The sequence below is a fragment of the Acinetobacter junii CIP 64.5 genome, assembly GCF_000368765.1.
Lineage (GTDB): Bacteria > Pseudomonadota > Gammaproteobacteria > Pseudomonadales > Moraxellaceae > Acinetobacter > Acinetobacter junii.
This window is the reverse complement of sequence record NZ_KB849654.1, coordinates 813,866-836,461: the sequence shown is the minus strand read 5'-3', so window position 1 is coordinate 836,461 and position 22,596 is coordinate 813,866. Positions and strand designations below refer to the sequence as shown.

Below are 22,596 nucleotides of genomic sequence, written 5' to 3'. Positions count from 1 at the left end.
ATTACATTCTCATTGCACGTTGGTTACTGCGTTTTGCTGCTTCATTTGAGTTGTCGGAAGCATCTGCAATCACAACTTGGTCACCTTGTTTGAGTCCTTTCAATACTTGCGCCGTTACACGGTTATTGAGTCCGATCAACACTTGCTGTGGTTGAGCGCTACCATCAGCCTGTAAAACACGAACCATTCCTGTTGATGCTTTTCCTTGAGCAATTAGATTCTGTTCTTCAGCTGTTAACTCCAAACGTTTTGGACGCTGAACTTCTTTATTGGTATTACCCTCGGTTTTATCGGTTGAGGTTTTAGCAGTATTTTTTGTATTAGATCGTTTTGCTTGAATCGCAGCTGCTGGGATTGTTAATGTATTTTTTGCTTCTGCTAACACAATATAGACTTGAGCAGTCATATCAATGCGCAGTTTGCCATCTTCATTAGGTATGTCAAAAAGTGCGTTGTAATAGACCGCAGAGCTTGATGAAGAAGAGTTCGTGCTCGTAGTTTCAGTATTGATTGAATCTGGAGCGGGCTCTACTTGACGCAAAGTCGCATAATGTTTTTTCTCGCTATTTCCTAAGGTGGTGAAATAAACGGTTTGACCTTTCTCAACTTTCATCACATCTGCTTCTGAAATCTGAGCTTTAATGGTCATCGTGTCGAGAGTTGCAAGTTTTACAATGGTTGGAGCCGTTTGATTCGCATTTACCGTTTGACCTTCTTCAGTCACGATTGCCACGATAGTTCCATTCATAGGTGCAACAATACGGGTATATCCGAGGTCTTCTTTCGCTGTTGCCAGAGTTAAGCGAGATTGTTCAATTTGAGCATTAATCGCAGCTATTTGTGCCTGAGCTGTTTTGTAATTTGCTAGTGCTGTTTCAAGCTCTGCACGTGATGTTGCATCTTGGCTATACATCGCTTGTTGGCGTTTGTATTCAGCTTCAACTTTTGCCAAATTTGCTTGTTGAACGGCAAGCTGGGCTTGTTGATTTTTAATACTTGCTTCAGCCGTTTTTAAATCATTTTCTTGACGAATCGAATCAATCTGAGCAATCAACTGACCTTGTTTAACTTGATCACCCAATTGCACGTACATTTTTTTCACTTGACCTGAAACCTGTGCACCGACACTCACCATTTTGGTGGCTTCCAATACACCTGTGGCTAAAACAGAATCTTCAATATCACCACGCGAAACTTCAGCACTAATATATTGTGGAACTTCAGCTTTAGGTTTAAAGAACATCCAACCTAGTGCTGCTATGATCAATACACCGAGAGCGATCAATATTATTTTGCGAGGTTGAATTTTTTTAGAGCTTGTTTTTGGCATGGTCACGAGGTCAAAATGAAGAAAATAAACTTAGTATAAAAGTGAAATAAGGATAAAGCGTGGATATTTTTAATTTAGAATGAGAATTATTTACTATTTGGCTGTGATGCTATGTCGTGGAAATGTCATATATTATTTGAATACCATGTGTAGCACTCATGGCAAGAGCGATTCCACCTGTTTTGGGTAAAGCATAATCACGAGGATTAATACGAATCAGAGAGGGCGCAAATCGTTCACTGAAATAGCGTACTGTTGGAATAGCTGTACCTGCACCAATCTCTATAACAAGTGGTTGTTTATATTGATTTATAAAGGATTCTAAAAGATTTCGTTGCTGTGTTTGTCGCTGAGCAATCCACTCGTAGTCATCAAACATTAAGATATTAGGACGTGCCAAACCGCCACAATGTTTGCAGTGAGGAAGGTCATCTAACCATTGGCAGTTCAGATGGTCGATTTCAGGCGAGATGTCATCTGCTGACCAAATTTCTGAAGTACAACTAGCTAAGCATTGCAAATGATGAATTGAACCATGACATTCATAAATCTGCTTTGGACTAAAGCCTGCCTTTTGAAATTGCCCGTCGACGTTAGAAGTAAATATAAAATAAGGTAGTGCTAATTTCTCTGCCAATTGATTGAGTAATTCAAAACCTATATGGGGTTGAGTCTTACGATAGAGTGCTAAACGATGTCCGTAAAAGCCCCAAGCTAAACGTGGATGGCGATGAAAAGCGGCTGGATTGGCGATTTCTGTAAAATCAATTCGTTGTTTGCCTAGTTCAGGATAGGCTTGCCACATACCGTGATTACCACGAAAATCAGGTAGCCCAGAGTCAACACCCATGCCAGCACCTGCGCTGATAATGAGAGCATCAGCACGCGAAAGTATATCTTTGATTTGTTCTTTCTGGATTGTGGTTAAATCCAATGACATAAAGTCATCCTTTTTTATTTATTTTTAAGAAAAGCTTGGAAATAAAGTTGTACCACACAGTTCACTGATTGCTTGAAGCATCAGATGTTCTGAGTTTTCTTTAGACATTCCTTTAATTGCAGCATCTATTGCTAATAAAAGTTCAGGCCATTTTAAAAACTGACGAGGGTTTAAGCGGCGTAATGCTTGCTGATAAAGCGAAACTTTAGTTTTCCAAATCCCTAATTGCAATGCATTCTGTGGCTGCTCAAAAAGTTGCATAAGTAGACGCATTTCTTTGCTGAGTGTCCATAAGATCAAACTATCTGGTTCGCCAGCAGCAAGAAGATACTGATAGATTTTAACGGATTGAGCTAAATTTCCTGTTAATAATGCATCACTTAAATCATAGGTGGTATAGCGTGATTGATCTTGTAAACACGCATAGAGTTGTTCAATCTGGATTTGTTTGATATCGGGAAAGGTATCTGCAACACGCATCAAACTGTTTTTGGCTGCCAGTAGGTTATGTTCATGATGCTGCATCAGCCATTGCCATGCATCATTATTCAATTGGATTCCGAGCTTGTCGGCTTCAATACTTAATATTCTTTGTCGGTCTTGCGGATAGGTTGCCGTTAAGGGAACTACAACACCATTTGCTTCAACCACCTGAAAGAAAGCGGACTTTAAACTACTGCTATCTTGTTTCGGTAATACGATAAGCAATAAGTTATGTTCATTGTGCTGAATATAACTTTTGAGCTGTTTTAGCCCATTGGCATCAGGTTTGATGTTGCCATGGACTTCAATTGCGAGTTGTTGAGAAAATAATGACAGGCTATTCAATGCATTAAAGACATTTTTCCAGTCATTCACACTGCTAATATCATAGCGTTGACGTTCAACTTCTTGTTGTTGCCACGCTTTACGAAATGTATCGAGTAGATTTTGTTCTAGCAAAGGCTCTTGCCCATGGATGATCCATGCACCACGGGCTTCATTTACACGTTTTAAAGCTTGAACATAATCTAATTTCATAAACTGCGATTACGACTGTGCTTTCGGTAAACGATTTGCTGCAATTTGACGTGTAATCTGTTGAGCCACATCATCAATTACAATCTTATTTAAATAAGCTTCTTGTTGATTGTCTGTATTGACCGTTGCGACATCATATTGATAACTACGTGATGCAGTTAATGTGCGAGGTTCAGTAATTTTATTGCCTTGACGATCTTCAATTTGGAAAGTCACTGTTAGACGAAGCAAGACCTCAGTTAATTTTCCATTCAATAATTGACGGCGAGGCGTGTAGTCTAAAATGCGCAGTACATAAGCATCATTCGCATTACTCAGTTGTACACCTGTTGCACTCAAGTAAATGCTCAGACGATTTTCAAGCTCATCGGTATTGTCAGGTAAAACAAGATTTAATTTGTTATATACCAAAGGCGTTGCCGTTGGATTACTTCCTTTCAAATGGAAACCGCAACTGGCTAAGCCTGCACTTAGGCCTAATGTTAAAACAATCGCAGCGAAACGTTGAGCTATATGCATGCTTTGTCCTTATAATCTTCCAGCAAATATGGAAGATTTAATCTTGATAATTTGACCACATTTTAGAATCAAAGCCCGTTGAATGACAGCGGGCTTTGATGAGGTTTTGTTTCGATAAAGTTCACTCTCTCACTAGGAGAGGGAGTTTAAACAGAAAATTAAACCACTAAATTCACAAGTTTATTTGGTACAACAATTTCTTTCTTGGTCGGTCCAGTTAAGAATTGTTGAACTTCTGGTAAAGCTTTTGCTAAAGCCAATAAATCATCTTTTGAAATATCGACAGCGACATCTAACTTACCACGGAGCTTACCATTCACTTGTACAACAATCGTTTGTGTATTACGTGTTAATGCTGATTCATCCACTTGCGGGAAGGCAGCAGCTGTTAAGTCGATACCAAACTGAGTCAATAAAGTTTGACTGAGATGTGGTGCAAATGGAGCAAGCAAGGTTAACAATGTAGTAATTGCTTCGCGTGCTACAGCAGCATCATTATCATCTTTTGCTTCAAACTTGTTAGTTGCATTCAGCAACTCCATCAATGCTGCAATCGCAGTATTGAATGCATGGCGACGCTCGATGTCATCACCCACTTTTTGGATGGTTTCATGCGTTTTGCGACGTAAATCTTGTGCATCTTTAGACAAGTTCGCAGTATCAATCGTCGTTGTTTGGTTGCCTGTTTCCAAGAAACCAGCAGCTAAACGCCATACGCGTTTTAAGAAGCGGTTCGCACCTTCGACACCTGCATCTGACCATTCTAAAGATTGATCTGGTGGTGCAGCAAACATCATGAATACACGTGCTGTATCTGCACCGTACTGATCAATAATTGCTTGTGGGTCGATCCCGTTGTTTTTCGACTTAGACATTTTCTCTTGTCCGCCGATGATAACTTCTTGACCATCACCTGAGTATTTCGCAGAAAGAATACGACCTTTCTCATCACGTTCTAATTCGATGTCAGCAGGATTAAACCAAGTCTTCTTACCATTTTCAGCTTCACGATAGAAGGTATCAGCTAACACCATGCCCTGAGTAAGCAAGTTGGTAAATGGTTCGTTACCTTGTACTACACCTTCATCACGCATTAATTTGTGGAAGAATCGTGCATAAAGTAAATGCAGAATTGCATGCTCAACACCACCGATGTATTGGTTTACAGGAAGCCAGTTTTGAGCAGCTTCTGGTTTTACCATACCACCTGTAAAGTCAGGAGATGCATAGCGCGCATAGTACCAAGATGATTCTACGAAAGTATCCAAGGTATCTGTTTCACGGCGTGCATCGCCACCACAGCAAGGACATTTGGTTTCATAGAATTCAGGCATTTTATTTAATGGGTTACCAGAACCATCTGGAACCACATCAGTTGGTAATACCACTGGCAATTGATCTTCTGGCACTGGGACTTGACCACAAGTGTTACAGTTAATCATTGGAATTGGACAACCCCAGTAACGTTGACGAGATACCCCCCAGTCACGTAAACGGAATTGAACCTTAGCATTTGCTAAATTCTGTGGTTCTAATTTTGCAAGGAAAGCATCAAACGCGGCTTGGAAATCTAAACCGTCGAACTCACCTGAATTTACGAGTTTACCTTCTTTAGAGCCATACCATTCTTGCCATTCAGTTGCAGAGTAGTCTGCATCATCAGCACCTTTGGCATCGATCACTTGTTTGATTGGCAAATTAAACTTGTTGGCAAATTCAAAATCACGTTCGTCATGTGCTGGCACAGCCATCACGGCACCTGAACCGTATGACATTAATACGTAGTTTGCGATCCAAACAGGAAGTTCATCACCAGTTACAGGATGTTTTACGAACAAACCTGTTGCCATGCCTTTCTTTTCGGCAGTCGCTAAATCAGCTTCAGCCACTGATCCCATACGACATTCTTCGATAAATGCAGCCAATTCAGGATTGTTTTCCGCTGCTCTAAGCGCAAGAGGGTGCTCTGCTGCAACAGCAACATAAGTCACACCCATTAAGGTATCAGCACGTGTTGTGTAAACGGTTAAGCCATCTGCATAAATTTCTGTATTTGCAGAAGGGAAAGTGATTTCCATACCCGTAGAGCGGCCGATCCAATTGCGTTGCATGGTCAACACTTGTTGTGGCCAACCATCTTGCAAGGTGTCTAAATCATCTAATAATTCTTGTGCATAGTCTGTGATGCGGAAGTAATACATTGGAATATCGCGTTTTTCTACCAATGCACCAGAACGCCAGCCACGACCATTTTCAACTTGTTCGTTTGCTAAAACAGTTTGGTCAACTGGGTCCCAGTTTACTGTTGAGAGCTTACGATAAATCAAACCTTTTTTATAAAGCTGAACAAATAACCATTGTTCCCAGTGATAGTATTCTGGTGTACAGGTTGCAAATTCACGATCCCAGTCCACAGACAAACCCAATTTTTTTAATTGGTCACGCATATATGCGATATTTTCAAATGTCCATTTTGCTGGTGCAACTTGATGAGCGATCGCTGCATTTTCAGCAGGTAAACCAAACGCATCCCAACCCATTGGTTGTAATACCGTTTCGCCTTTTAGACGGTAAAAACGGCTGATCACGTCACCAATGGTGTAGTTACGCACATGCCCCATATGCAGCTTGCCACTTGGATAAGGGAACATCGACAGGATATAGCGATGTTTGCCCTCTACAGTGTCTGCAACTTTAAAAACTTTGCGATTGTCCCAGTCTTGTTGAACTTGAGGCTCAATGGCACTTGCTTGATATTCGGAGTCAATGTGAGAAGTCGTCATAGGGATATGCGATACAACAAAAATTAAAGTTAAGATTGCCGCACAGCATAGCGCAAAATAGGGGCGAATGTCAGTTTTTAGAGCAAGATTTTATCTTCTGGATATTGAGTATCAGTGGTTCTATTTCAGTGCTTTTATCGATTTGATGTTCTTGAGTTGGTTAATTTCTCCGTGTTCTGTTGATCAGCTACTTCACTTTTTCGTTTGGTGAGCTAAATATTACTATGAATAGATGAAAGATGTTTTTCATAGGGAAATAAGATTAGTCGTTTTATAGACGAATTAAGGTGATGTCTTATTTCATCACCTTAATCGAATTTTATTTTTTAAAGTTTTGGCTGAACTTTTACACCTGAATTCGAAGATACACTTGGTGCTTCTACTGTTGGAACAGGCTTAGAATTATCGGTAGGCATATTCGTAGTTGATGAATTGTTTTGTTGATTTATATCGCTTTGTGGCATTTGAGTAGGTTGTGTCGTTGTACTAGTTGCATTGCTGGAACTGTAGTTATGGCTACCATAAGTTGTGACTTTATCTAAACGTTTTGCACCTTTAGGAGGTGGAGTAGCTGTGTAATGAGTAGAGCCACTAGCGTCGACCCATTTGTAATATTGCTGTGCATGGTTTTGACTAGAACTTAGAAGCATAACTGTCGCTGCTAAAGTATATAAGCTTGTTTTTAAATGATTTGATGTCATATTTGATCTCCCCAAGAGAATTTTGTCTACATTCGATCAAAGTGCTTTTATGCGTGAATAACAATGCCTATTTTTACTGAAAAAGAAAATAGTTATTTGATAAATGGGGTGGTGCTGCATTCAAAAAATGCGTGAATAGTGCTTAAAAAAGCAACAGCTAAAAAATATTCTTAAAAAACCTTTTCTTTGTTATTGACTTTGTATATGAAAGCAACAAAAATGCATGCTTTAGTTTTATATGCGTTTATTTGATCACCCTTCGGATAAATGTCATGGCTTGCAATGGACATTCTTTCTAGCCGAGAGAATGATTTTTTGAAATATGTTTATCCCAACATATTTTGATTCGAGATGTAATAACAGCTTATACGGCTGATGAGTCAGAAAATTTTTCCTATTGCAGCAAAAACGAGTAGAATACGCACACTTACAAAAAGTGCATAAAGTTAATGAATGAAACACAGTTTATGTCTCCCATAAATTGTGCAAACACTAGGGTGAATCACGTTGGAACTTTTATCTGGTGGTGAAATGCTCGTTCGTGCGCTTGCGGACGAAGGCGTAGAGCATGTTTTTGGTTATCCAGGCGGCGCAGTTTTACATATCTATGACGCGCTATTTCAACAAGACAAAATTAATCATTACCTTGTACGTCATGAGCAAGCTGCTGGTCATATGGCAGATGCATACTCACGCGTAACGGGTAAAACAGGTGTAGTGCTCGTCACTTCAGGACCTGGTGCAACAAACACAGTTACTCCAATTGCAACGGCATATATGGACTCAATCCCAATGGTGATTTTGTCTGGGCAAGTTGCGACTCATTTAATTGGAGAAGATGCATTCCAAGAAACAGATATGGTTGGTATTTCTCGTCCAATCGTAAAACATAGTTTCCAAGTGCGTCATGCTAGTGAAATTCCAGCAATTATCAAAAAAGCATTCTATATCGCTTCATCTGGTCGTCCAGGTCCAGTAGTAGTTGATATTCCTAAAGATGCGACCAACCCAGCAGAGAAATTTGCTTACGAATATCCAGAAAAAGTGAAAATGCGTTCTTATCAACCGCCTTCACGTGGACATTCGGGTCAGATTCGTAAAGCAATTGATGAATTAATTACTGCTAAACGCCCAGTTATTTATACTGGTGGTGGTGTTGTTCAAGGTAATGCTTCTGAATTATTAACAGAACTTGCGCATTTACTTGGCTACCCTGTAACAAATACTTTAATGGGTTTAGGTGCTTTCCCTGGCGATGATCCACAATTTGTGGGTATGTTGGGTATGCATGGAACTTATGAAGCGAATATGACGATGCACAATGCAGATGTCATTTTGGCAATTGGTGCGCGTTTTGATGACCGTGTAACCAATAACCCAGCTAAGTTCTGTCAAAATGCGAAAGTCATTCATATTGATATTGACCCAGCAACAATTTCGAAGACGATTATGGCGCATATCCCGATTGTGGGTGCTGTTGAGCCTGTCCTTCAAGAAATGTTGGCTCAGTTGAAACAAATGAATGTGTCAAAGCCAAACCCAGAAGCTATTGCTGAATGGTGGTCACAAATCAATGAGTGGCGCAAAGTCCACGGTTTGAAATATGAAACACCAACTGATGGTTCAATGAAACCACAGCAAGTGGTTAAAGCTTTGTGCAAAGTTACAAATGGTGAAGCGATTATCACGTCTGACGTGGGTCAACATCAAATGTTTGGTGCTTTGTATTATACATATAAGCGTCCACGTCAATGGATCAACTCTGGTGGTCTAGGTACCATGGGTGTTGGTTTACCATATGCGATGGCAGCTAAACTTGCTTTCCCAGATCAGCAAGTGGTTTGTATTACTGGTGAAGCATCGATTCAGATGTGTATCCAAGAGTTATCAACATGTAAGCAGTATGGCTTAAATGTGAAAATTCTTTGCTTAAATAACCAAGCTCTAGGCATGGTTAAACAATGGCAAGATATGAACTACGAAGGACGTCATTCAAGTTCATATGTTGACTCATTACCTGACTTTGCCAAGTTAATGGAAGCTTACGGTCACGTTGGTATTCAAATTGACCACGCAGATGAGCTTGAATCTAAGCTTGCAGAAGCAATGGCGATTAATGATAAATGCGTGTTCATTAATGTCATGGTTGACCGTACTGAGCATGTGTATCCAATGCTTATTGCAGGCCAGTCGATGAAAGATATGTGGTTAGGTAAAGGGGAGCGCACGGCATGAGACACATTATCTCTGTACTTGTAGAAAATGAAGCAGGCGCGCTTTCTCGTTTGGTCGGCTTATTCTCTCAACGTGGTTACAACATTGAGACTTTAAACGTTGCTCCAACTGAAGATGAAACTTTATCTCGTTTGACGCTGACAACTTATGGTGATGATCACAAAATCGAGCAGATCACAAAACAACTGAATAAATTAGTTGAAGTGGTTAAGGTAGTTGATTTGTCAGAAGGCGCACATATTGAGCGCGAGCTTATGTTGATTAAAGTGAAAGCTTTAGGTGCAGCTCGTGCGGAAATTAAGCGTACAGCTGATATTTTCCGTGCTCAAATCGTTGATGTGACACCGACGACTTATACGATTCAAATTGCTGGCACGACTGACAAGATCGATGGTTTTATTGATGCACTTGCTGAGAATACAATTTTAGAAGTTGTACGTTCTGGTGTGTCAGGCATCGCACGTGGTGAAAAAGTTTTAAGTATTTAACGCTTCCCCAGTTCTGCATATAGAAATGGAAGAATTGGGAAGTTTCAAAGGATCTATCCTTGTATAACAAGGGAAATGACAAAAATTTTAGCGGAGAAAACAGATGCAAATTTTTTACGATAAAGACTGTGACTTATCAATCATCCAAGGCAAGAAAGTTGCAATTATTGGTTATGGTTCACAAGGTCATGCTCACGCACTTAACTTGAAAGACTCTGGCGTAGACGTAACTGTTGGTTTACGTGCTGGTTCAGCATCTTGGAAAAAAGCTGAAAATTCAGGTCTTAAAGTTTCTGAAGTGCCAGCAGCTGTTGCTCAAGCTGACTTAGTTATGATCTTGACTCCAGATGAGTTCCAAGCTCAACTTTATCGTGATGTAATTGAACCAAACATCAAAGAAGGTGCAACTTTAGCATTTGCTCATGGTTTCTCTGTTCTTTATAACCAAGTTGTTCCACGTAAAGATTTAGACGTAATCATGGTTGCTCCAAAAGCACCTGGTCACACTGTACGTTCAGAATTCCAACGTGGTTCAGGTGTTCCTGATCTTATCGCGATTCACCAAGATGCTTCTGGTAATGCTCGTAACGTTGCACTTTCTTATGCTTCAGGCGTAGGTGGTGGTCGTACAGGTATCATCGAAACTTCTTTCCGTGAAGAAACTGAAACTGATTTATTCGGTGAACAAGCAGTTCTTTGTGGTGGTGCTGTTGAATTGGTTAAAATGGGCTTCGAAACTTTAGTTGAAGCTGGTTATGCACCAGAAATGGCTTACTTTGAATGCTTGCATGAGCTTAAATTGATCGTTGATTTGATGTTCGAAGGCGGTATCGCTGACATGAACTATTCAGTATCTAACAATGCTGAATACGGTGAATACGTAACTGGTGTTGAAGTAATCAACGAACAGTCACGTGAAGCAATGCGTAATGCATTGAAACGTATCCAATCTGGTGAATATGCGAAAATGTTCATCCAAGAAGGTGCGTTGAACTACCCATCTATGACTGCTCGTCGTCGTCAAAATGCAGCACATGGTATCGAAGTAACGGGTGCTAAATTACGTGCGATGATGCCTTGGATTCAAGCGAACAAAATCGTTGATAAAGAGAAAAACTAATTTTTTAGTTTAATCTTTGAAGAGCCCTTGTTTATACAAGGGCTTTTTTATTGCATCACTTAAGTGCTGTATCTTGTGATGATAGCCTAATCTTGCAGTTTAGGTCGTTAAGTTAATTCTCGTGGCTCGTATAGAAGTAAGCAGAGTTTTTAAGATGTTACTGGGAGTATAAAAAATAAATTACCTGATAAGGAGTGTAGTCACTTATTTGCTTTCAATATAAAAAAATTCATATTCTTAGTCTTTTTTAATAACAGAGTTATAACAAACAGCATGATAAAAAGGCATACTATATATATGTTTAAAGCATTTATTAAAGGTGAGTGAGTCTTTTATAATTGTTGATTGTTTTTTAAATTGAATGAACGACGGTTCAGCTTTTAGTATCTTATAATCAAAAAATTAACATCAAAATATTTAGTTCAAATTTAATCTGAAATATGGTTTGAAAATTGCAGTAAAAAAGCAAGAATTTTCATTGGTTTGAAATGAATATGTGTTTTTATTCTATTGATTTTAAAAGCGAAAAAGACTTGAACTTATGCCAGATGATGTTATTGTTAAGGAAAGATTATGAATGCGAAATTTATATCTTTTTTGAGTGTGAAGGATCGTTCGGATTTTGAGCAATTTGCTCAGAAAATAAAAAAAAGTACTGAATAAGCATGGAAGTCCTTTATGGTACACGTTGATTACGATAGTACATTGGTCATCGTTTCCATTCTGGTTGCTATAGCAACTTGCTACGCAGCAGTTTCGATGGAAGAACTTGTTTTCAAACCTGCTTATAAAAAATTTGAAAAAAGTATTTTGATTGCAAGTGGTCTAATCTTAGGATTAGCGATATGGGCAATGCATTTTGTGGGAATGCTGGCTAGCCATTTGCCAGAAGGTTATCACTTTGATCTTAGTTTGACTGCATTGTCTTATTTAGTTGGTGCAGTGGCTTCTATATTTGCTGTGTGGTTAACAACTCGACCTACATTACCTTTACCGCGATTGGTTTTAGGTGCTGTGTTTATGGGCTTAGGCATTTCAGGAATGCACTACACGGGAATGCTTGCACTCTCATTTACCGATCATCAACTACACTATGATCCACTTTTGGTCATTAGTTCGATCTTGATTGCAATTTTGGGTTCTGCATTAAGTTTTTGGTTTATTTTTAAATATAAGACAGCGACTACCCATCGTACAGTTTTGAAACTGACTATCGCTTTATTGATGGCATTTAGTATTGTGGGAATGCATTATACTGGAATGGCTGCTACCTTATTTGATGAACGGGTAGCGATGATCTTAAGTGCTGCTCAAACTGACCAAAGTGTGCTGTTATTTACGATTATTTTTATTACGAGTTTAGTCTTTGTTGCTGGTTTCGCCGTTGCAGTTTTAGAAGCGAGACTAGAGGAGCGCAACCAACAATTAACAAAAATCAATCGCGAGTTAGCCAACCAATCTTCACATGATTCCTTAACTAAACTGCCAAATCGCTTATCTTTAACAGATTATGCTGAAGTAATTTTTAGTCATCATCGTTTAAAAGAACAAAAAGCTGCATTTTTATATATTGATTTAGATCGCTTTAAGTCTGTTAATGATGCTTTTGGACACCATATTGGTGATCAGTTATTAATCCAAATGGCTAATCGATTACATCAGAAACTCGGCCAAAATCAAAAGCTGTTTAGAATTGGTGGTGATGAGTTTGTTTTAATCTCAGAGCATACTGATGCAAATGAGGCGATAGAGTTAGCAGAGAAAGTTCTACATGCCATTCAAGAAAGTTATTCAATTGCAAATAAAGAGATAAATATTTCAGCCAGTTTGGGCATTGCGATTTATCCTGAGCACGGTACGAATGTTCAAGATCTTTTGATCAATGCAGATGTTGCGATGTTGGCATCTAAAGATCAAGGACGTAATACCTTTACTATTTTCCATTCTGCAAGTGATCAACAAGATGTGCGTAGTCAATCCAAATTAATTAATGATCTTTATAAAGCTGTTGATGAACAACAGTTTATCTTATTTTATCAACCGAAATTTACGGTCAATTATGAAATTTGTGGAGTAGAGGCTCTGATTCGTTGGAAGCATCCAACTTTGGGATTGTTAACTCCGCAAATGTTTATAGAGGGAGCTGAGAAGACAGGTTTGATCATTCCAATGGGATATTGGGCACTTGAGCAAGCTTGCCAACAGATCCAAAAATGGGAACAGAGTAATAGTCCTTTTTATCCGATCGCAGTCAATCTTTCGGCTTTGCAATTTGAAAATAAAAAACTGTTTTGTGTATTAGAAAAGCTCTTAGATAAATATCAAATTCAACCTGAACATCTCATTTTAGAAATCACAGAATCAACTGCGATACATCATATCGAATCGAGTATTCGTACCTTAGAGCGATTGAGAAAGTTAGGGATTCGAATTGCAATTGATGATTTTGGTACAGGTTATTCGAGTTTTCTTTATTTAAAAGATTTACCAATCGATGAGCTTAAAATTGACCGCGGTTTTTTAATTGATTTACAGCCTAATTCGAAAGAAGAAGCAATCTTAGAAAGTATTATTCACTTGGCTGCGAAACTGGAATTGGTAGTGACTGCAGAAGGGGTTGAAACGCAGGAGCAAGCGGATATTTTGACACATCTTGGATGCAATCAATTGCAGGGATATCTGTTAGGTCGTCCTGTGAATGTTGAGAATCTAGTATTAAACCGAACTCATAACTTTGCTTAAACGACTGCGTTAAGCAGATTTGATGAGTTGACAAACATTGAGCATAGACTCAATATTTGACAATCTTATTTGCTTTATTCAGAGCGTGGAATGAGCCAGTTGGTAATGACAGGCCAAACATGTAGAGGTGCTTGGCTTCCTGAAACCAACCCCATATGTCCTACTGAAACAATCTCGAATTGCTTATCTTGACTGCTGATTAAATCCATTAATGGTTTGACCGCTTCAGCTGTGACGATAATATCAGTATCACCGCCAATCGCTAAAACTGAACAATCGATATCTTTAAAATAAGCGGTTTGCTCACCAAATTGAACCACACCAGTCGAAAGTTCGTTATCGATCCAAAAGCGCAAAATGATATCGCGCATTACACCCCCAGGATAGGCGAGCATATTGTCAACAAACGAACTTGAAGTTGCGTGATTAATGACAAACTGTCGATCATTCAAATTTTTCAGTAATTGCCAATAATTTTTAAAATTACCCACGGGATCTGTGAGCTTAAATCCGAGCGTATTTTGCCAACCGTGAATATGAAAATAGCGGCTAGGAATTTGACGGATTCGGAAATTGGTATTCGTTCGCACCCATTGCGCTGGTGTGTTTAACTTTTGATAGAGCTTACCAATATAACCTGATTGATGGGTATTAATCGGTGATGCCAAAATCATTAAATTCTTAATATTTTTATCTTTAAATAATGACGTGTAGCAAAGAGAGATCGCTCCACCTAGGCTCCAGCCATATAATGATAGTTGTTGTTGTCCGCTATGTTCACGAATTTTGTTGATAAAGTCGGGCATAAAGATTTTGATATAGGTGCCGAAATTGTATTTGGCTTGTCTACGGCTTGGTGTGCCCCAGTCAATCATATACACATCAAAACCTTGGCTTTGAAGATAACGAATTAGACTACGATCAGGAAACAAATCGAACACTAAGGTATTGGCTGCTAATGGGGGAATAATGACGAGAGGGACACGGTGTTTATTTTCACCTGTTTCTACATCTGCCTTGTAAAACCGTAAACTAATAATTTCACGTTCATAAACGACTTCAAAAGGTGTCTTTCCTGACAATGCCAGTTGATGTCCTCTCAAGAAACGATCCGCCGCATTTGAAAAAACTTGTGCAGCTTGTTTACCCGCACGCGTTTTTAAGATGGATTGGGCTGTTTTAGAGTTAACAAAGGTATCTTTAACTTTAGGCAATTGAGTCATCGTGCAAGAACTCTACGGTTGCAACTGTGTAGCGGCATATTAGAAGAAAAAAAGCATTTGCTCACTGACTCATCTGCTTAACTTATTTTTGAAAATGATCAATTTCGAATATTGCATGGTCGTAAATTGCTCAAAAATACTTATTTAGGCAGTTGGGGCGTATACGTAAGTGAGCTTATCAAGCTTAATATGTGGTATTGCGTATATATGAATATTCATATATAAAGTCATTATCATTAATTCAAAATGTTTGTACTCATTATGTCTACTCAACAACAAATTACGATTTATCACAACCCTGCATGTGGGACATCTCGAAATACACTCGGATTAATTCGCAATACAGGTATTGAACCTATCGTGATTGAATATTTACTGAATCCTCCTTCAAAATCTGAACTTATTCAATTGATTAGTGATGCTGGTTTGTCTGTAAGGGCTGCGATCCGTACGAATGTTGATCCTTATCGTGAACTTGATTTGGATCGTGAAACTTGGACAGATCATGAATTAATCGAATTCATGCTTGAACATCCTATTTTAATTAATCGTCCTTTTGTTGTGACGAGTCAGGGTACTCGTTTATGCAGACCATCGGAGTTGGTACTGGATATTTTACCAGTTGCACAACAAGGTGCTTTTTCCAAAGAGGATGGTGAACAGGTGATTGATGAAAATGGTCAGCGTGTTAATTAAATATTAATTCAGTATTTGAGGTTGGAAATGGATCGAGTGAATTTCTTTAAGTGTTTGTCTGATGAAACACGTCTCAGTATTGTCACTTTGGTGGCGGAAAATAAAGAACTATGTGTTTGTGATTTGACTGAAAAATTAAACTTGAGCCAACCAAAAATTTCGAGACATTTAGCCTTATTAAGGTCATCTGGCTTACTACAAGATCGAAGACAAAGTCAGTGGGTGTATTACAGCATCAATCCAGAACTGCCGATATGGTGCCATGATATTTTGGCTCTTTTAGTCAACGGTTCATCATCAACTAGTCAGGATTTATCGTCTTTATCTCTAAAAAGTTATTGTGAGTAATTTGAATATGAAATTTCTATTTTTATGTACTGGAAATAGTTGCCGTAGCATTTTGTCAGAGGTGTTATTTAATCATCGTGCACCAGCAGGTTGGAAAGCATATAGTGCAGGAAGTAAGCCATCTGGCCAAGTTCATCCTTTGACGATCGAGACTTTAGAAAACTTAAATCTATCAACTGAGGGTTTGTGGAGCAAAACGATTGATGACTGTGAACAATATCAACCTGATGTGGTAATTACCGTATGTGATTCTGCAGCACAAGAAGCTTGTCCTCTTTATTTAGGTGGAGCGATCAAAGCACATTGGGGTTTAGCAGATCCTTCACATTTAGACTTGCCGAAAGAAGAAAAATTAAAAGCATTCCAAGTGACTGTTGATCATATCAATCGCCGTTTAGATGCTTTATTTGCAATGGATACTGAAAGTATGACTCGTCCAGAGTTAATTGCTGCGATCAATAAAATTTCTGAGATTGAATGAGAACATCATGGCTCAACAAAGGTTATCTTTTCTAGATCGTAATCTTACGCTTTGGATTTTTATTGCCATGGCACTAGGAATAGCCATCGGTGTATTTTTCCCTCAGGCTTCGGTAACGCTCGATAAAATGAGTGTCGACTCCGTCAATATTCCTATCGCGATTGGTTTGATTTTGATGATGTATCCACCTTTGGCAAAAGTGGATTATGCTGCTTTGCCTGAAGTGTTCAAAGATAAAAAAACCTTAACTTTATCTTTGGTGCAAAACTGGTTGATTGCTCCAGTATTAATGTTTGTACTCGCAATTGTGTTTTTACATAATTATCCTGAATACATGACTGGGCTGATTTTGATCGGTTTGGCACGTTGTATTGCAATGGTTTTAGTTTGGAATGGTTTAGCCTGTGGTGATAACCAATATGTAGCAGCACTTGTTGCATTTAATAGTATCTTCCAAATTCTATTCTTCAGTACTTATGCGTGGTTATTTCTAACTTTCTTGCCACCGTATTTTGGCATTGCAGGACAAGTCATTAATGTCGACTTCTGGACCATTACGCATGCGGTATTGGTTTATCTTGGGATTCCATTTTTTCTTGGTTTTATGACACGATTGATTCTCGTCCGAGCTAAAGGCTTAGATTGGTATCAAACTGTTTTTTTACCAAAAATTAGTCCTTTGAGTCTGCTTGCTTTACTTTTCACAATTGTCGCGATGTTTAGTTTGAAAGGTAGTGATGTTGTCAGCTTACCTTTGGATGTAATCCGTATTGCAATTCCTCTGACGATTTACTTTGTGGTGATGTTCTTCATTAGTTTCTTTATGAGCAAATGGATGGGCAATGACTATCCTAAAACCACTGCAATTTCGTTTACTGCAGCAGGCAACAATTTTGAATTGGCGTTAGCTGTCGCTATTGCAACATTTGGATTAGCTTCGCCAGTGGCATTCACTACAGTGATCGGCCCTTTGGTTGAAGTTCCTGTATTGATTGCTTTAGTTAGTGTGTCCTTGTGGTTAAGAAAAAAGTATTTTAAATCGGTGTAATGGTGATGAGTCTTCCAAATATTGATATGAGTCTGCTTGATCAGCCTACTTTAGAGAAAGTACAGGCAAAAGCGTTAGACCATGCTCCAAGAGTTTTATTGTTGTATGGTTCTAATCGTGAACGTTCTTACAGTCGCTTAGCTGTGATGGAAGCTGGGAGAATCTTAGAGCAATTTGGTGCTGAGGTTAAAATTTTTCATCCTAAAGGGTTGCCTCTGCCAGAAGATGCAGATACTGAACATCCGAAAGTGAAAGAGCTACATGAATTATTGGCTTGGGCTGAAGGTATGGTTTGGTGTTCACCTGAACGCCACGGTTCGATGAGTTCAATCTTTAAGTCACAAATTGATTGGATTCCTCTCGCGGGCGGTGCGATTCGTGCGACGCAAGGTAAAACGCTTGCTCTGATGCAGGTCAGTGGTGGATCACAGTCATTTAACAGTGTAAATCAAATGCGCATACTTGGTCGTTGGATGCGGATGATTACCATACCGAACCAATCTTCTATTCCAAAAGCATTTTTAGAGTTTGAAGAAGATGGGCGTATGAAACCTTCTGCATATTACGATCGAATTGTTGATGTGATGGAAGAGCTTTATAAATTTACACTTCTTACACGAGGACAAAGCAAGTATTTGACAGATCGTTATTCTGAACGCAAAGAATCAGCTGAAGAGTTGTCTAAACGTGTGAACCAAAGAAGTTTGTAAAATCAACTTTATTCGATGTTTGTGATGTGATGAATTTTTAAAACGAACTGCTCATTTCAATTGAGCGGTTCGTTTTTTTAAATTTAATGCATTCTTTTATGAGTTAAAACTTTTCTCTCATCCAACCATAAGCTGCTGCAAATGGTAATGCTGTTCTAGCAAGATATGGAACGTGCCACAAACCGCCGTGATTAGCATTTTCCATGATGAGATCAAGTGGATGATCTAATTCTTTTTTAGGATTGGTTGCACTTTCTGGATTATTTAAATCATGAACCCATAAAGCGGCCATAATTGCATTGGTGGTTTCAGGACTAAAAGTCTCAACTTTAAATAAATCAGCACCAGAAAAAGCGGCTTTGAGGATTGGATTCTTTACGACAGAGTGAGTTGTAGTGGATGGAGCAATATTAATCACCGTTTTATGACCACGAGCTCGTGTAGTAATCGCAAACCATTGCTGTAATCGTTTTGCCAAGGCATAGTTAGGCCCTTGTTCAATCACCATACAATCTGAAATACCATATTGCTGACCATTATCACATTCAATCAACTGATTGAAATTCGGCTTAAAAAAGTTAGATAGCGAAATTTTGTGAATAGATTTGGTCAGAATTTTTTCGGCTACAGGACGCTGTTTTATACGAGATTGAATGGAATTCACCACTGTTTTGGGAATCGCATAAATATCGGTTGGGGTCAGCATAAACATAATACTGCTATCAGGTTTATGTTGGCTCACTTGCTCCATGATACTAATCATTGCCATAGAAACACGCACATGTTTTTCGCCATCTAAATAGGCGATCCCTGCTAAATCTAAGCTTTGTTCAAAGCTATTTAACCAATTTGCAATTTCTGGAGTTTGAGTGAGTAAATTCGTCCCGAGTTGTTGTGTTCCATTTGCGTTTGTGTGTTGTGGAGCGATAAGCATTGCATTACCTTGTTCTATGACTTTAGTAATTTTTTCCCAAATTTTGGGTTGAGGTAAATCAATAGCAACAATATTGGCGCGCCATTTTGCTAACCAACTTAATGGTCCAGCTTCAGAACCTGCGCCAAACAACACCATGGTGCGATTAGATAAATCAAACCATTCAGGATGTTGATTGAGTAAGCGTAGAGCTTTGGCATGCGTTGGCTCAATGACCTTTTGCTGCTCCCAAAGATCGATTTGTTGTAGTAAAGCGTCACCTTGTAATTTCTGACCTTGATAAGGGATAAACCACGGTTCTATCGTCGCATCGCCTTTACCTTTCAAGATGAACTGCTCAAAGGGTTGATCCTTAATCTTGATCATTGCATCAGACAAAGTATGACTTTGTTCTGCTCGATTGAAAGTGAATAACTCTTTGGCTTTGTCTAATCCTTTCTGAGCGATGGGAAGGGGATTGTTGACAGATTCAATACCCGTTTTAACTAATTCATGGAAATAAATTGGATAATTTTTTCTCCAGTTCTTCTCATTATTTAGTTGTAAAACATAAGGGGAGTTTACACTTTGTAGTGCGGCTTTTAGAATTTGTTTTGCTGTGTGAGTGGTGCTCGGAGTTTTTTTCCTGATTGAATTGGAAATTGTATACCATCATGATGGGGTTCTATTTTCTTGCTCAATGTTGTACTCCATTTCATCTAAAATATTCGGCATCATTTCGAACATGTTAATAAGTTCAGACCCTAAAGATGATGGCAAAAAGTTTATTAATGAAATTGGAGGCGTATTTGATTGATATTGGACGTAATTTAGTGGGATTTAGGATATAAGAATGCCGAATCTAGGTTATTCGGCATTCTTTTTAGAGCGAGATTAAATGATATGAATCTTAAGTGTTAGATTGATATTCATTGATCACTTCGAGCGCAGCACGAAATGCCTCTTGCGTCGCTGGAGCGCCACAGTATGGAAGGCTATGCAATAAGACTTCTTGTATCTCTTCAACACTCGCCCCATTGTTTAAAGCACCACGAATATGACCTTTTAGCTCAGTTGGGCTTTTGAGTGCAGTTAAAAATGCAATGGTGACCAATGAGCGGTATTTACGTGGCAATACACCTTCACGTTGCCAAGTTGATCCCCAAGCATGTTCATTAATCCAATCTTGGAGTGGTTGAGTAAAAGGAACAGTGTTGTCTTGAGCACGTTTGACAAAGCTTTCACCCATAACTTCAGTGCGAACTTTTAGTCCATTTTCATAATCTTGTTGTGACATGTTTTGACTCGTATAGAGATAAGAAATTATTGCAGTTATCCATAAATATGCACGTATAGTAACCAGTTTTATATCAATCTTAAAATAGCCCATTTTGAATTGAGTTGTTCTCACTCAATGTTTAAGGGAATTAATATTGAACTTGATTCGTTAATGGAAATACTGTTGAGAAGTTTTTATGTCTAAAAAACAATCGAACTTGTGGATAAAACAAGACCTATCAACAATCAATAAACAAGTCTTCTAAATCTGCTACAATTGCGCCAATTTTGAATTCTCACTTTTTCAGTTAAGGTACATATTAAGCAATGTGTACATAACTGTGTACATATTGAAGATTTTTCTCATGAGTTTTAAAGATGAATTAGCGGCACAAGTTGCCCAACGACGCACATTTGCGATCATTTCCCACCCCGATGCGGGTAAGACCACCATGACTGAGAAACTGTTGTTATGGGGTAAAGCCATTCAGGTTGCGGGTATGGTCAAAAGCCGTAAGTCAGACCGTTCAGCGACATCTGACTGGATGGAAATGGAAAAAGAACGTGGAATCTCGATTACCACGTCTGTGATGCAGTTCCCTTATAAAAACCATACGATTAACTTACTGGATACACCAGGACACGAAGACTTCTCGGAAGATACATATCGTACTTTGACTGCAGTGGACTCAGCACTCATGGTGATCGATGGTGCGAAAGGTGTCGAAGAACGAACCATTAAATTGATGGAAGTGTGTCGTATGCGCGATACACCGATCATTTCATTTGTGAACAAAATGGACCGCGAAATCCGCGAGCCGTTAGAATTACTGGATGAAATTGAAAATGTCCTCAATATTCGTTGTGTACCAATTACATGGCCTTTAGGTATGGGACGTGACTTTGCTGGAGTTTACAATTTGCTTGAAAACAAATTGTATGTTTATAAAGCTGGTTTCGGTTCAACTATTACGGACATTGAAGTACGTGATGGTTATGATCATGCAGACATTCGTGAGAAAGTTGGTGAGTTGGCGTGGGCTTCTTTCGAGGAATCGCTCGAATTGGTTCAAATGGCAAATGAGCCGCTGGATCGTGAATTATTCTTACAAGGTAAACAAACGCCAGTACTTTTTGGTACAGCATTAGGTAACTTTGCTGTTGATCATGTGCTTGATGCATTTATCAATTGGGCACCAGAACCTAAAGCGCATCCAACTCAAGAGCGAACTGTAGATGCCAACGAAGAAGGATTTACAGGCTTTGTATTTAAAATCCAAGCCAATATGGATCCGAAACACCGTGACCGTATTGCCTTTATGCGTATTTGTTCAGGTAAATATGAAAAAGGTTTAAAAATGAATCATGTGCGTATAGGTAAAGATGTACGTATTAGTGATGCATTAACCTTCCTTGCAGGTGAGCGCGAACATCTTGAAGAAGCTTGGCCTGGTGATATTATCGGTTTGCATAACCACGGTACCATCCAGATCGGTGATACCTTTACCAGCGGTGAAAAACTTCATTTCACGGGTATTCCACACTTTGCACCAGAGATGTTCCGCCGTGTTCGTTTACGTGATCCTTTAAAATCTAAGCAATTGCAGAAAGGTTTGAAAGAGTTGTCTGAAGAAGGGGCGACTCAGGTGTTCATGCCACAAATCAGTAACGATCTGATTGTTGGTGCAGTTGGGGTGCTACAGTTTGATGTGGTCGCATACCGATTGAAAGAGGAATATAAAGTTGACTGTATTTATGAGCCTGTAAGTGTTCATACCGTGCGTTGGATTCATTGTGATGATGAAAAGATTCTCAATGAATTTAAGAAAAAAGCGCATGATCAATTGTCAGTTGATGGTGGTGGTCATTTAACTTATCTTGCACCAAGCCGTGTTAATTTACAGTTAATGCAAGAGCGTTGGCCTGATATCCAGTTCCGTAACACACGTGAACACTAAAAGTCTTTCTAAGTCCCTCTTTCGATAAGAGGGACTTTGTCACAAGTTTTATAGATTTGAGTT

The 22,596-nt window shown here is 39.0% G+C and carries 18 protein-coding genes and 1 pseudogene; 10 read left to right on the top strand and 9 right to left on the bottom strand.

Features of this window, described 5'->3' with window-relative positions:
- Position 1: 1 nt before the first annotated feature.
- From F948_RS05540 to F948_RS05515, 6 genes are all read right to left on the bottom strand, one after another.
- Entirely contained in the window at positions 2-1,330 is a 1,329-nt protein-coding gene (locus F948_RS05540) for an efflux RND transporter periplasmic adaptor subunit (protein ID WP_004960921.1), read from the bottom strand.
- 109 nt (positions 1,331-1,439) lie between these two features.
- Positions 1,440-2,270: an SIR2 family NAD-dependent protein deacylase gene (locus tag F948_RS05535; protein ID WP_004960918.1), complete on the bottom strand. Its 831-nt coding sequence runs from the start codon at positions 2,268-2,270 to the stop codon at positions 1,440-1,442.
- A 24-nt stretch (positions 2,271-2,294) separates the two neighbouring features.
- The gene (gene holA, locus F948_RS05530) at positions 2,295-3,290 is read right to left on the bottom strand and encodes a DNA polymerase III subunit delta (protein WP_004955573.1); all 996 of its coding nucleotides are present in this window, start codon (positions 3,288-3,290) and stop codon (positions 2,295-2,297) included.
- Between the two features lie 9 nt (positions 3,291-3,299).
- Positions 3,300-3,809, bottom strand: a complete 510-nt coding sequence (locus F948_RS05525) for an LPS-assembly lipoprotein LptE (protein WP_004906557.1) — start codon at positions 3,807-3,809, stop codon at positions 3,300-3,302.
- A 158-nt stretch (positions 3,810-3,967) separates the two neighbouring features.
- A complete protein-coding gene (gene leuS / locus F948_RS05520) occupies positions 3,968-6,592 on the bottom strand; it encodes a leucine--tRNA ligase (RefSeq protein WP_004960913.1) in 2,625 nt (874 codons plus the stop codon).
- Positions 6,593-6,918: 326 nt separating this feature from the next.
- On the bottom strand, positions 6,919-7,293 hold the full coding sequence (locus F948_RS05515) for a DUF4124 domain-containing protein (protein ID WP_004960909.1): 375 nt from the start codon (positions 7,291-7,293) through the stop codon (positions 6,919-6,921).
- 507 nt (positions 7,294-7,800) lie between these two features.
- On the opposite strand from F948_RS05515, the gene F948_RS05510 reads away from it, so the two are divergent.
- The 4 genes from F948_RS05510 to F948_RS05495 all read left to right on the top strand — a co-directional run bounded on the left by F948_RS05510 (position 7,801) and on the right by F948_RS05495 (position 13,878).
- Entirely contained in the window at positions 7,801-9,528 is a 1,728-nt protein-coding gene (locus tag F948_RS05510) for an acetolactate synthase 3 large subunit (protein ID WP_004906563.1), read from the top strand.
- Complete coding sequence (gene ilvN, locus F948_RS05505; RefSeq protein ID WP_004760770.1) at positions 9,525-10,016, top strand: acetolactate synthase small subunit; 492 nt, start codon at positions 9,525-9,527, stop codon at positions 10,014-10,016. The genes F948_RS05510 and ilvN overlap by 4 nt, the downstream gene beginning before the upstream one ends.
- Positions 10,017-10,119: 103 nt before the next feature.
- Entirely contained in the window at positions 10,120-11,136 is a 1,017-nt protein-coding gene (gene ilvC / locus F948_RS05500; protein ID WP_004906565.1) for a ketol-acid reductoisomerase, read from the top strand.
- 678 nt (positions 11,137-11,814) lie between these two features.
- Positions 11,815-13,878, top strand: a complete 2,064-nt coding sequence (locus F948_RS05495) for a putative bifunctional diguanylate cyclase/phosphodiesterase (RefSeq protein WP_004960906.1) — start codon at positions 11,815-11,817, stop codon at positions 13,876-13,878.
- A 74-nt stretch (positions 13,879-13,952) separates the two neighbouring features.
- On the opposite strand, the gene F948_RS05490 is transcribed toward F948_RS05495, so the two are convergent.
- Positions 13,953-15,101 carry an alpha/beta fold hydrolase gene (locus F948_RS05490; protein ID WP_004960904.1) on the bottom strand — a complete coding sequence of 383 codons (1,149 nt, stop codon included), beginning with the start codon at positions 15,099-15,101 and terminating at the stop codon, positions 13,953-13,955.
- A gap of 261 nt (positions 15,102-15,362) precedes the next feature.
- On the opposite strand from F948_RS05490, the gene arsC reads away from it, so the two are divergent.
- The 5 genes from arsC to arsH are packed head-to-tail and all read left to right on the top strand — an operon-like array spanning position 15,363 to position 18,384.
- Positions 15,363-15,797 (top strand): arsenate reductase (glutaredoxin), encoded by a 435-nt coding sequence (gene arsC / locus F948_RS05485; protein ID WP_020899787.1) that lies wholly within the window; start codon positions 15,363-15,365, stop codon positions 15,795-15,797.
- Between the two features lie 27 nt (positions 15,798-15,824).
- Positions 15,825-16,145 (top strand): metalloregulator ArsR/SmtB family transcription factor, encoded by a 321-nt coding sequence (locus F948_RS05480; protein WP_004955595.1) that lies wholly within the window; start codon positions 15,825-15,827, stop codon positions 16,143-16,145.
- A gap of 7 nt (positions 16,146-16,152) precedes the next feature.
- Positions 16,153-16,626 (top strand): arsenate reductase ArsC, encoded by a 474-nt coding sequence (locus F948_RS05475; protein WP_004955597.1) that lies wholly within the window; start codon positions 16,153-16,155, stop codon positions 16,624-16,626.
- A gap of 7 nt (positions 16,627-16,633) precedes the next feature.
- Positions 16,634-17,674, top strand: a complete 1,041-nt coding sequence (gene arsB, locus F948_RS05470) for an ACR3 family arsenite efflux transporter (protein ID WP_004960899.1) — start codon at positions 16,634-16,636, stop codon at positions 17,672-17,674.
- A gap of 5 nt (positions 17,675-17,679) precedes the next feature.
- Positions 17,680-18,384, top strand: a complete 705-nt coding sequence (arsH, locus tag F948_RS05465; protein ID WP_005403676.1) for an arsenical resistance protein ArsH — start codon at positions 17,680-17,682, stop codon at positions 18,382-18,384.
- A gap of 103 nt (positions 18,385-18,487) precedes the next feature.
- Here arsH and F948_RS05460 read toward each other — a convergent pair.
- Positions 18,488-20,016: pseudogene (locus F948_RS05460) on the bottom strand (hypothetical protein).
- Positions 20,017-20,207: 191 nt separating this feature from the next.
- Positions 20,208-20,594 (bottom strand): carboxymuconolactone decarboxylase family protein, encoded by a 387-nt coding sequence (locus F948_RS05455; RefSeq protein ID WP_004960891.1) that lies wholly within the window; start codon positions 20,592-20,594, stop codon positions 20,208-20,210.
- Between the two features lie 346 nt (positions 20,595-20,940).
- Between F948_RS05455 and F948_RS05450 the strand changes: the two genes are divergently transcribed.
- Positions 20,941-22,533 (top strand): peptide chain release factor 3, encoded by a 1,593-nt coding sequence (locus F948_RS05450; protein WP_004906585.1) that lies wholly within the window; start codon positions 20,941-20,943, stop codon positions 22,531-22,533.
- The last annotated feature ends 63 nt before the right edge of the window (positions 22,534-22,596 follow it).